Genomic DNA, 11,864 nt, shown 5'->3' with positions numbered 1-11,864 from the left:
CGCTGCAACGGGGGTCCGTTGCGGCCGGAGCAAATGTCAATTGTCAGCCGGAGTCAGTACGGTGGGTACATGAGTCTTGCGGAGTCACCGGCATCCCAAAATGAGGCAGAGCAAAATAGGGGAGCGGAAGGTGTGGCCCCTGGCGGTACGCCTCCTTTGAAGCGGCTGCCGGCGAACCACCTTATGGACACTGTCCTCCCCGTCCGTCCCGCCCTCGTTGACAGGGGATCCGGCGCCAGGATGAAGCCGGGCATGGTGGACTCCGTGGTCAATTCCGGCCGGGCGCTGGCCATGGTCCTCTCGCACCGCCAGGCTTTGGTCTGTGGCGACAGCCTCCTGCTGACGGACGCCGCCGGACTAGCGGCGAGCCTCGGCGAGGCCGGAACCCCGCCGGCCATGACCATCTACCTCGGGTCCGCCCTAGCCGGCTCGCACCTGGACGAAGGTACGGAAATCGTCCTATTTGTCCTGGAGGAGCCTTTTGAGGTCCGGGCGGAACAGTTCGAACGGGGCATCGCCGGAATACCGTCGGATGCCGTCTGGACGGGATTCCGGGACGTGGCGGCACGCTTGAATGCCACCGACACCGCCCTCTTCATCGAAGCCAGCGCGATCGCCAACTGGCATGCCACGCACGTTCATTGTCCGCGGTGCGGCGCCGCGACGCTCGTTGAGGCAGGAGGTTGGGTCCGCAGGTGCCCTGCCGACAACTCCGAGCACTACCCCCGGACAGATCCGGCTATCATCGTGACGGTGGTCGGCCCGGATGACCGGCTCCTGCTGGGTGGCGGCGGGCCCGTTGACGCGAAGAACTATTCCACCCTGGCCGGGTTCGTGGAGCCGGGCGAGTCGCTGGAGCAGGCAGTCGTCCGGGAAATCCAGGAAGAAGTGGGCGTGCGGATCACCGCCACCCAGTATCTGGGGTCCCAGTCCTGGCCTTTCCCCGCCTCGCTGATGCTGGGGTTCACCGCCAGGACACAGGACACCGAAGCAATGCCCGACGGCGTGGAGGTCACCCGTGCGCGGTGGTTCAGCCGTGCGGAGCTTCAGGCCGCGGTGCTGAGCGGGGAGATTGTCATTTCCAGCAGGCTGTCCATTGCCCGGTCCTTGATTGAGCACTGGTATGGCGGCATCATCCAGGACCGTCCTGCCGACGAATGACGTCCCCGCACAGCGGACCTCCGCGCGACACCATCGATCGACCCAGCACCAAGTGACATGAGCAGCAAGTGACAACTGACAATTTTGAACGCACCGCCGAGGGCGACATCGCTTCCGCCGAGCCCGCTGCGCAGGACAACCGGTCCCTGGAAGACCGCATTCTGGGCGGACTGGACGACGAGCAGCGGGAAGTCGCGAGCACACTGAACGGGCCCCTGTGCGTGCTCGCGGGTGCAGGCACCGGCAAGACGCGCGCCATCACCCACCGGATTGCCTATGGCGTGCACTCAGGCGTCTACAGTCCGCAGAGGCTGCTGGCCGTGACCTTCACCGCGCGCGCTGCGGCGGAGATGCGGAGCAGGCTCCGCGATCTCGGCGTAGGCAACGTCCAGGCAAGGACTTTCCACGCCGCCGCACTGAGGCAACTGCAGTTCTTCTGGCCGCAGGCCGTCGGCGGTGCGCTGCCAAACCTCCTGGACCACAAGGCGCAGATGATCGCCGAAGCCGCCCGCCGCCTGAGGCTCAGCACGGACCGGGCATCCATCAGGGATTTGGCGTCAGAGATCGAGTGGGCCAAGGTGTCCATGCTGACGCCGGCGAACTACCTCGAGAACGCGAAGGACCGCGGCAACCCCGGGGGATTCGACCTCACGGCTGTGGCCCGGGTGTTCCAGTCCTATGAGGACGTCAAGACGGACCGCAACGTCATCGACTTCGAGGACGTCCTGCTGATCACTGTCGGGATCCTGCAGGAGGACCCGAAGGTGGCCGCCACCGTCCGCGAACAGTACCGGCACTTCGTGGTGGACGAGTACCAGGACGTTTCGCCGTTGCAGCAGCGGCTCCTGGAACTCTGGCTGGGCGGACGCGACGAATTGTGCGTCGTGGGCGACGCCAGCCAGACCATCTATTCGTTCACCGGAGCCTCCCCCAAGCACCTGCTCGGTTTCAAGGCCATGTATCCCGGTGCAAACGTCGTCAAGCTGATCAGGGATTACCGCTCCACGCCACAGGTGGTCAAACTGGCCAATGACCTTCTCGCGGGCCGGCGCAGCGGAGGCCCCGTAGCGGATGCCGCCTGGGCGGCTCCGCTCAAACTGGTCGCACAGCGGCAGCCCGGACCGCCGCCCCAGTTCACGGAGTGCGCGGACGATGAAGCCGAGGCTGCCACCGTTGCGATCAAGATCCGGGAACTGCTCGACGCCGGCACCCCGGCCAGCGAGATCGCCGTGCTGTTCCGCACGAACGGACAGTCGGAGGCCTATGAACAGGCATTGGCTTCGGCCGGAATCGGCTATCAGCTGCGCGGGGGAGAGCGGTTCTTCGCCCGCAAGGAAGTCCGGGACGCAATCCTCCAGCTCAGGGCCGCCACCCGTGCAGCTGCCGAAACCTCCGAACCCGAGCCATTGGGCCAGCTGGTCCGGGACATCGTGGCATCCCTTGGCTACACGGCGTCCGCCCCGCACAACGGCGGAGCGCTGCGGGAACGCTGGGAATCGCTGGCCGCGCTGGTTGCGCTGGCCGATGAGCTGGTACTCAGCCGGGGTTCGCGGTTCACCCTCTCGGACTTTGTCAACGAACTGCAGGAACGATCGCTGGCCCAGCATGCCCCGACCGTGCAAGGGGTGACCCTGGCGTCGCTGCACGCCGCCAAGGGCCTCGAGTGGGACGCGGTCTTCCTCGTGGGGCTCTGCGAAGGACTTATGCCAATCTCGTTCGCCGACTCCCCGGAAGACGTGGACGAGGAACGCCGGCTGCTCTACGTGGGGATCACCAGGGCGCGCGAGCACCTGTCCCTTTCCTGGTCGTTGGCCCGGACTCCCGGCGGAAGGGCCAACCGGAAGCCGTCCCGCTTTTTGGACGGCCTCCGCCCGGACTCGGTTGCCAGTTCGACGGCGCGCGGCAAAGGGCCCGCGCCGCGGCGGAAGGCGGCGTCCCCGGCGATGTGCCGGGTCTGCGGAAGCATGCTGTCCACGGGTGCCGAACGCAAGGTGGGCCGTTGCAGCCAGTGCCCGCCGAGCTACGAGGAACAGACCTTCGACGCGCTGCGCCAGTGGCGGAAGGACGTGGCCCTGGCCGCCGAGGTTCCGGCGTTCGTGGTGTTCACTGATGCGACCTTGACTGCCATCGCCGAGGCGCGGCCGGCGTCCCTCGAAGAATTGGGCCAGCTGGCCGGAATCGGGCCGTCGAAACTGGAGAAGTACGGCGAAGCCGTGCTCGAAGTCCTCACGGAAAGCAGCAGCGCCTGATGGCCGGCGGCGCCCCGCCACGGGCGATTCCGCTGACTACCCCCGACGGCGCGCCGGTGGTCGTCCGCCGCTCGGCCCGCCGTCGCCGGACCGTGGCAGCGTTCTGGGAGAACGGAACAGCCGTTGTGGCCATCCCGGCGCACTTCACCAAGGGCCAGGAAAGCGAATGGGTCCACCGGATGCTGGAGAAGCTCCGGTTACAGGGAGTCCGGCGGTCGCGCGGGGAGGGGCGGCGCAGGCCGGCCACGGATGCCGCGCTCGCCGCACATGCGGCCGAACTGTCGGCGAAGTACCTTGGCGGACGCTCCGTCCCGTCTTCCGTGCGGTGGGTCAGCAACCAGAACTCGCGCTGGGGTTCCGCGACTCCCGCCGACGGGACCATCAGGCTCTCGGACAAACTGCGGACGATGCCGCAGTGGGTCATCGACTATGTGCTCCTGCACGAACTGGCGCATCTGCTTGTGGCCGGCCACAACGCCGCGTTCTGGCGACTCCTGGAGGCTTACCCCGAAACCCAGCGGGCCAAGGCGTTTCTTGAAGGCGTGGCGTTCGCAACGTCGCGGGGAATGTCGCCGGACGTCGATGGACAAAGCTCGAGCACTGACGAAACCCACGGTCCGTCAGTGCTCGGCTAGCTGACCTCAAAGCCGGCGGGTCAGGCTTTCGGCGTCCCGCCGTCGTCGTCCGTGCCGGAGCCGGGACCGCCGCCGGTGTCCTTGTCGTCAGAGGTCTTTTCGTCCTCGGCCGGTTCGTCGAATCCGCCGTTCAACAGTTTCTGCAGCGCGTCGTCCACCTCGGTGTCGCTCGCTTCGGCGAGCTTGCGCCGTGCACTGAACCCCTGGGGATCGTCCAGGTCCTCGCCGGTGGGCAGGAGGTCGGGGTGCTGCCAAATGGCATCCCGTCCCTCGGTGCCACGTTCTTCCTTGAGGGAAGCCCACAGCGCGGCGGCCTCGCGCAGGCGGCGGGGACGCAGTTCCAGTCCCACCAGGGACGAGAAGGCGTGCTCGGCCGGGCCGCCCGTGGCACGGCGGCGCCGCACTGTCTCGCGCAGAGCGGAGGCAGAGGGCAGGAACTTCTCGGTGGCCGCTGCGGTCAGCTCGTCCACCCAGCCTTCGACCAGGGCCAGCGCCGTTTCGAGTTTCTCCAGTGCTTGTTCCTGGGCGGGGGTCCGCTGGGGCATAAATACGCCCTGCGACAGCGCCTCCTGGATGCCTTCGGGGTTGCTGGGGTCGATCTCCCGGGCCAGTTCCTCGATCTTGGACGTGTCAATGTGGATGCCCCGGGCGTAGGCCTCGATGGCTCCCAGGAGGTGGCCGCGGAGCCAGGGCACCTGGACGAAGAGCCGGGCATGCGCCGCTTCCCGCACCGCAAGGAAAAGCCGGATGTCGTTCTCGGGCAAGCTCAGGCCCTCGCCGAACTTGGCCACGTTGGCCGGGAGGAGGGCCATTTCGAGGTCGGCCAGCGGAACCCCGATGTCCGTTGAACTCACCACTTCCGCGGACAGGGCACCGATGGCCTGGCCGAGCTGCATGCCGAAGATGGCGCCGCCCATGTTCTGCAGCATGGAGGAAGCCCCGCCCATCATGGACTTCATTTCCTCGGGCATCTGCTCGGTCATGGCTGTGGACAGCGCATTTGCAATGCTGTTCGCCACGGGTTCAGTGAGCCGCTTCCAAGTGCCGAGCGTCTCCTCGACCCACTCGGCGCGGGACCAGGCCCGGCCGATCAGGCCGGTGGCGGGAAGCTCAGTGACCTGGTCAAGCCACAACTCGGCCAGTCGCAGTGCCTCATCGATTTCACGGGACTGTTGGGCCGTGACAGAGGGGTCGGAGCCGCTTGCGGCAACCCGCCGCGCATTGTCGTGGGCGAGCTGCCAGTTCACGGGCCCTTCGGAGGGCGCGCTCATCATGGCCTGCACCTGCGAAAACATCTGGGCCAACAGGTTCGGATCGTCCGGAAGCCCTGCGGCCTTGGCCAGTTCAGCGGGGTCTATGTCACCCATGCCCTTGCCACCCATGAGGTTTTGTAGCATTTCCGCAAGCGGATCCTTAGGGGTGTCGTCGTCCCCGTTGGACGGATTGAGTGGGTTGGAGGTCATGATCCCGCCGATCGTCGGTGTGACTGTTGATCACCTTCACGGTACCCCGGGGCCTTGGCGGCTGTCTGCCGAATCCGGCCCCGTTCGCTGTCGGCAAAGAGCGGTGCCGCCCGCTCAACGCGTAGTGTTAGTCATCGGAATATTTGCAGGCTGCCGTCAGTGCGATCCGGTTCAGCCACAGGGCCGCGTCCGAGGGCGCAGGTACGGAGAGGTCCTTCATTGACAATCACTCAGGGCGACCAGGTTCCAGGGGATCCTGCGGAACCGGGAAACGGCAGCGGGACTACCCGCGGCAGGCTTTCCCGCCGGCCGACGTCCCGCCGTGCCAAAGCAAGCGACAACCGCTACCCCGCGATGGTGGCCTCCGGTTTGATGGCTCTTGCGCTGGGCATCACCGCCGCCAGCCTTCCTGTACCGTACGTCGTTGAATCACCGGGACCCACCTTCAACACCCTGGCCAACGACAACGGCAAGCCGGTCATCAGCGTGACCGGCCGCGAAACGTTTCCGGCCAAGGGGAACCTGGACCTCACCACTGTCTATGTCGACGGCGGCCCCAACGGCCCGGTCAGCGTCTTCGAAGCTTTTTCAGCCTGGCTGGACAAATCCAAGGCGGTCTATCCGGAGGAGCTCATCTTCCCCACCGGGGTGACGAAGGAGGAGTCCCAGCAGGAGAGCGCAGTGGCCATGACCACTTCCCAGGAGAACGCCACGGCTTCCGCACTGAAGGAACTCGATATTCCTTTCGAACAGAAACTGCGGGTGGCAGACCTCGCGGATCAGTCGGCGTCCGCCGGCAAGCTCCAGGCCGGCGATGTCTTCGCCAGCGTGAACGGCAAACCCGTGACGTCGCTCAGCGTCGTGCAGGAGGAACTCGCCGCCGGCAAGGGAAAGCCCGCCACGGTCGTTGTCACGCGTGATGCGGCGCAGGTCACGGAGACCATCACCCCCATGAAGAACGCCGCCGGAAAATTCATCCTCGGCGTGCTGCTGCAGTACGAATTCAAGTTCCCTTTTGACGTCAAGATTTCCCTCGAGAAGGTGGGCGGCCCCAGCGCGGGCATGATGTTCGCCCTGGGCATCATCGACACCATCACCCCGGGGGACCTGACCGGCGGTAAACATATCGCCGGGACGGGCACCATCACGCCCGACGGCGTCGTGGGATCCATCGGCGGGATCGGGCAGAAGATGTACGGGGCCAGGGAGGACGGCGCGGAGGTGTTCCTTGCGCCGGCTGCCAACTGCGGGGAGGTGGTGGGACACATTCCGGACGGGTTGCAGGTGGTCAAAGTCGAGAACCTGGCCGAGGCCAGGGAAGCAGTCGCCGTGATCGGTTCAGGCGGCGACACATCCGGACTTCCCTCGTGCACCAGCAACTAGACTAATTGCAGGAACTAAGCACCACCGCCACTCGTGGCACTAATGACTGTCGTTCACCTCACGTCCGGGGTGTGCCGGCGGTCCGAGCAGCACGCACCCTGAGTTTTGACAAAACCAGTAACTGACGACCAGCTATGAGGTACCGAGTTTGTCCCGTCCCGCCAGCTCCACTCCGCCCGGAAGACCCCAGCCAAGGCGAGGTGCCTTGACGCCGACGTTGATCGTCGTAGCACTGGTTGTGGTCGGCTTCATCTTCTTCGCCAATGTTTGGACCGATGTTCTCTGGTACCAGCAGCTTGGGTTCTTCGAAGTCTTCCTCACGGAGAACCTGGCACGCATCATCATCTTCCTGGTCGCCTTCGCGCTCATGTTCGCTGCGATGTTCTATGCCATCCGGATCGCCTACCACGCCCGTCCCGTCTACGCCCCGGATTCGGAGATCAGGGACAACCTGAACCGCTACCAGGCGCAGCTGGAACCGGTCCGCCGGGTAGTCATGATCGGCCTGCCGATACTCTTCGGCCTGTTCGCCGGAAGCGCCGCCGCCAGCCAGTGGCAGAAAGTGCTGCTCTTCCTGAACCAGGAACCGTTCGGGCAGAACGACCCGCAGTTCAACCTCGACATCAGCTTCTACCTGATGACCCTGCCGTTCCTCGGCTTCGTCACAGGCTTCCTCATCAGCGTGGTGGTGGTCGCCGGCATCGCGGGAATCCTGACGCACTATCTCTACGGCAGCATCCGGATCATGGAACGCGGCATCTTCACCAGCCGGGCTGCCCAGATCCACCTTGCCGTGACGGGCGCTGCCTTCCTGCTGCTCCTCGGAGTGAACTTCTGGCTGGACCGCTACTCCGCGGTGCAGAACAGCAACGGACGCTGGTCCGGCGCCCTGTACACGGATGTCAACGCCGTCATCCCCACCAAGTCCATCCTGGCTGTCGCCGCCGCGCTGGTTGCCATCCTGTTCATCGTTGCTGCCATAATCGGCAAATGGCGCCTGCCCGTCATCGGCACGGCCATGCTGGTCATTACGTCCATCCTTGCCGGCGGTGTCTACCCGTGGGTCATCCAGCAGTTCCAGGTGCGCCCGTCCGAACAGACCCTTGAGAAGCCGTTCATCGAGCGGAACATCAGCATGACCCGTGCAGCCTACGGCCTGGACAAAATCCAGGAGGACCGGTACAACGCCACCACCACCGCCACTACCGGTGCCCTAGCGCCGGATGCACAAACCACTGCGAATATCCGGCTCCTGGATCCGAACCTGATTTCGGACGCGTTCTCCCAGCTTGAGCAGTACCGGCCCTACTACCAGTTCCCGAGCGCACTCAACGTGGACCGGTACGAAGTCGACGGCAAGGTCCAGGACACCGTGATTGCCGTCCGTGAACTCAATCCGGACGGCCTCAGCGCCAACCAGCAGTCCTGGCTGAACCGGCACGTCGTCTACACGCACGGCTATGGCGTGGTCGCGGCCAAGGGCAACAAGTTCACCGCGGACGGCAAGCCCGAATTCCTTCAGGCCGGCATTCCGTCCAATGGTGTCCTCGGCAACGACACGACCTACCAGCCCCGGATCTACTTCGGCGAGAACTCACCGGAATACTCGATCGTCGGAGCCCCGAAGGGCTCGCTGAACCGCGAGCAGGACCGTCCCGCCGGCAAGGAAGGCGACGGCGAAACGCAGTACACCTTCACCGGCAACGGCGGACCGAACGTCGGCAGCTTCTTCAACAAGGTCCTTTACGCCATCAAGTTCCAGTCCTCCGATCTCCTGCTGTCCGACGGCGTGAACGCCGAGTCGCAGATCCTCTACGACCGTAACCCGCGGGACCGCGTCGAAAAGGTCGCCCCGTACCTCACGGTGGACGGCAACGCGTACCCGGCTGTTGTGGACGGCCGGGTGAAGTGGATAGTGGACGGCTACACCACCAGCCAGTACTTCCCCTATTCGCAGCAGGAACAGCTGTCGTCGGCCACCGCCGATTCCCAGACGACGGCGGGCCGCACCGTCGCCCTGCCCAACAGTTCGGTGAACTACATCCGCAACTCCGTCAAGGCGACTGTTGACGCCTACGACGGCTCCGTGACGCTGTACGCCTGGGACGACCAGGACCCGGTGCTGAAGGCCTGGCAGAACGTCTTCCCGACATCCTTGAAGCCCTTCTCGGAGATGTCCGGGGCCCTTATGAGCCACGTCCGCTACCCGGAGGACCTGTTCAAGGTCCAGCGCGAACTGCTGGGCCGCTACCACGTCACCCAGGCGGACAACTTCTACACGAACAACGACGCGTGGTCCGTGCCTAACGATCCCACTGTCAAGGAGGAGGTCAAGCAGCCGCCGTTCTACATGTCGCTGCAGATGCCGGACCAGGACAAGCCCGCTTTCCAGCTCACGTCGTCGTTCATTCCCCAGGTGGTCAACGGCACCGCGCGCAACGTGCTTTATGGCTTCCTGGCCGCGGATTCCGACGCCGGCAACCAGAAGGGCGTGAAAGCGGAAAGCTACGGCCAGCTCAGGCTCCTGCAGATCCCGCCGGAAGCCCAGGTTCCCGGCCCCGGCCAGGCCCAGAACAAGTTCAACTCGGATCCCACCGTGTCCCAGGCCTTGAATCTGCTCCGGCAGGGCGCGTCTGACGTCCTCAACGGCAACCTCCTTACTCTCCCCGTGGGCGGTGGCCTGCTGTACGTGCAGCCTGTGTACCTGCGGTCCACGGGCGAAACGTCCTATCCAACGCTGCAGCGTGTGCTGGTGGCGTTCGGCGACAAGATCGGCTTTGCCCCAACGCTTGACCAGGCGTTGAACCAGTTGTTCGGCGGGGACTCCGGCGCCTCGGCTGGTGATTCAGACAACAACGGGCAGACTCCTCCTGCCACCGGAGGCGGAACGCCGCCCGCCACCGGCGGTACCGACGCCAAGGCGGAGCTGAAGGCTGCGCTGGACGAGGCAAACGCTGCCATCAAGGCGGGCCAGGAGGCCCTCGCGAAGGGTGATTTCGCCGCCTACGGAGAGCAGCAGAAGAAGTTGTCCGCCGCACTGCAGAAGGCGATCGACGCCGAAGCGAAGCTCGGCGCAGCAAGTGCTTCACCCACTCCGGCTCCCACGGCTGCCCCCACAGCTGCGGCGACGCCGTCGCCCTCTCCAAGCAACTGACCGGGCGCCTGCTGGCTCCCTATAGCCTCTAGGCCCGTACAGGCCGGCTTCCCCCTCCGCGAGGACGGGGAAGCCGGCCTGTGCCGTATTGGCCGGGTCCGGCTGGGCAGCGGTCTGGCTTGGAAGTGGTCCGGCAGGGCGGCGGGACGGCAGCTTCTGAGCGGCGCCGTCCGGTGCCGAGACGCAGATCACGTCGCCTCAATTTGGTCTGAAGTTCACCGGCCGGTAGTGTTGTTCTTGCGACGCGGGGTGGAGCAGTTCGGTAGCTCGCTGGGCTCATAACCCAGAGGTCACAGGTTCAAATCCTGTCCCCGCAACTGAAGGAAAGGCCCGGAATTCCCGAGAGGGAATCCGGGCCTTTTGCTTTGGCCCGTTCTTGGGGAGCGGCGCCGGGGAGTGGTCGGAGCGGCCGCAAAAGTAGGGTAGTGTTGTTCTTGCGACGCGGGGTGGAGCAGTTCGGTAGCTCGCTGGGCTCATAACCCAGAGGTCACAGGTTCAAATCCTGTCCCCGCAACCATGGAAGAGGCCCTGACCGGCAGCAATGCCGGTCAGGGCCTCTTTTCTTTGTCTCCAGGTCACCAACTACTAGCATTTCCTAGTATTCTCATTCGCGGGGGCTATGTCCTGCGGTGCCAAGTGGCTGGTCAACGACGATCACCGCATTGGCAGGCCGTCGCCGCCTGGGAACGGATCGTATGTTGCGGGGGATGACCGCCGGCCCGTACGGGTTCGCTCTTCCGCTGTTCATGATCCAAGCTATTAAGGCGAACTTAACCCGGCCGGCGCTCCCGCTGGTGCACCCGGCAGGGGCGGATCCGTCTACGTCACTAGTCGATCATTCTCGAGAGGAATGCTGTTCGATGTCACTACCGACCAAGAAGAAGTCCGGAACTGCAAAGGGTAAATGGGCCAAGCTGTACTGGGCAGTGCCGGCCGCGCTCGTTGCCCTTCTTCTCGTGGTGCTTCTCGCGAAGTGGATCACCGGACTTGCCGGCGTCAAGGACTTCCTGGCGGCCTACCCGGGCCATTCAGAGCTCCCTGAGGGAACTCCCGCGGGCTTCCCGGCCTGGCTGGCGTGGCAACACTTCCTCAACGGCTTCTTCCTGCTGCTCATCATCCGCTCCGGCTGGCAGGTGCGGACGCAGACTCGTCCCGCTGCCTACTGGACACGGAACAACAAGGGCATGATCCGCACCAGAAATGCCCCGACGAAGATCAGCCTCGCCCTGTGGTTCCACCTCGTCCTGGACGCGCTGTGGATCCTCAACGGCATCGTGTTCGCCGTCCTGATTTTCGCCACCGGCCAGTGGGTGCGGATCGTGCCCACCAGCTGGGATGTCTTCCCCAACGCCCTCTCAGCGGCTCTGCAGTACGCATCCCTGAACTGGCCCACGGAGAACGGCTGGGTCAACTACAACGCCCTCCAGCTGCTCACGTACTTCCTCACGGTCTTCGTCGCGGCGCCCCTGGCGTTCATCACAGGCCTCAGGATGTCCTCGGCCTGGCCCAAGAACGCCAAGGCGCTGAACAAGGCCTTCCCGATCGAGGCCGCCCGTGCCGTGCACTTCCCGGTGATGATCTACTTTGTCGCCTTCATCGTTGTCCACGTGTTCCTGGTGCTCGCCACCGGCGCGCTCCGGAACCTTAACCACATGTACGGCGGCAGCGACGACGTCAGCTGGGTCGGCTTCGGCATCTTTGCCGCGTCTGTCGCCGTCATGGTCGCTGCGTGGTTCCTGGCCCGGCCGCTCTTCCTGAGTCCCATTGCATCCCTGATGGGCAAGGTCAGCAGTCGCTGACGGCCCTGCTGGCCGGCCGC

7 protein-coding genes and 2 tRNA genes are annotated in these 11,864 nt (G+C 65.0%); 8 read left to right on the top strand and 1 reads right to left on the bottom strand.

Annotation, left to right across the window (positions count from 1 at the left end; translation table 11 throughout):
* The first annotated feature begins 183 nt into the window (after positions 1 to 183).
* The 3 genes from nudC to ACSQ1X_RS14005 all read left to right on the top strand — a co-directional run bounded on the left by nudC (position 184) and on the right by ACSQ1X_RS14005 (position 4,045).
* The gene (nudC, locus tag ACSQ1X_RS14015; RefSeq protein WP_436058093.1) at positions 184 to 1,161 is read left to right on the top strand and encodes an NAD(+) diphosphatase; all 978 of its coding nucleotides are present in this window, start codon (positions 184 to 186) and stop codon (positions 1,159 to 1,161) included.
* Between the two features lie 68 nt (positions 1,162 to 1,229).
* Positions 1,230 to 3,410, top strand: coding sequence for an ATP-dependent DNA helicase UvrD2 (locus ACSQ1X_RS14010; protein WP_436058092.1), 2,181 nt, complete (start codon positions 1,230 to 1,232; stop codon positions 3,408 to 3,410).
* A complete protein-coding gene (locus ACSQ1X_RS14005; protein ID WP_055796589.1) occupies positions 3,410 to 4,045 on the top strand; it encodes a M48 metallopeptidase family protein in 636 nt (211 codons plus the stop codon). Before ACSQ1X_RS14010 ends, ACSQ1X_RS14005 begins: the two co-directional genes overlap by 1 nt.
* Positions 4,046 to 4,065: 20 nt before the next feature.
* Here the strand turns inward: ACSQ1X_RS14005 and ACSQ1X_RS14000 are convergent, their stop codons facing one another.
* Entirely contained in the window at positions 4,066 to 5,508 is a 1,443-nt protein-coding gene (locus ACSQ1X_RS14000; RefSeq protein WP_436058091.1) for a zinc-dependent metalloprotease, read from the bottom strand.
* Positions 5,509 to 5,727: 219 nt separating this feature from the next.
* Here ACSQ1X_RS14000 and ACSQ1X_RS13995 point away from each other — a divergent pair, with 219 nt between their 5' ends.
* From ACSQ1X_RS13995 to ACSQ1X_RS13975, 5 genes are all read left to right on the top strand, one after another.
* Positions 5,728 to 6,891, top strand: a complete 1,164-nt coding sequence (locus ACSQ1X_RS13995; RefSeq protein ID WP_436058090.1) for a YlbL family protein — start codon at positions 5,728 to 5,730, stop codon at positions 6,889 to 6,891.
* Positions 6,892 to 7,039: 148 nt separating this feature from the next.
* Positions 7,040 to 10,045, top strand: a complete 3,006-nt coding sequence (locus ACSQ1X_RS13990; protein ID WP_436058089.1) for a UPF0182 family membrane protein — start codon at positions 7,040 to 7,042, stop codon at positions 10,043 to 10,045.
* A 243-nt stretch (positions 10,046 to 10,288) separates the two neighbouring features.
* Positions 10,289 to 10,362 (top strand) — tRNA-Met (locus ACSQ1X_RS13985).
* 123 nt (positions 10,363 to 10,485) lie between these two features.
* Positions 10,486 to 10,562, top strand: a tRNA-Met gene (locus ACSQ1X_RS13980).
* 343 nt (positions 10,563 to 10,905) lie between these two features.
* A complete protein-coding gene (locus ACSQ1X_RS13975; RefSeq protein ID WP_436058088.1) occupies positions 10,906 to 11,844 on the top strand; it encodes a cytochrome b/b6 domain-containing protein in 939 nt (312 codons plus the stop codon).
* Positions 11,845 to 11,864 lie beyond the last annotated feature (20 nt).

This window comes from Arthrobacter sp. LjRoot78 (assembly GCF_964254335.1).
GTDB lineage: Bacteria > Actinomycetota > Actinomycetes > Actinomycetales > Micrococcaceae > Arthrobacter.
Note: the sequence above shows the minus strand (reverse complement) of the source record. Positions and strands in the feature narration are given on the sequence as shown.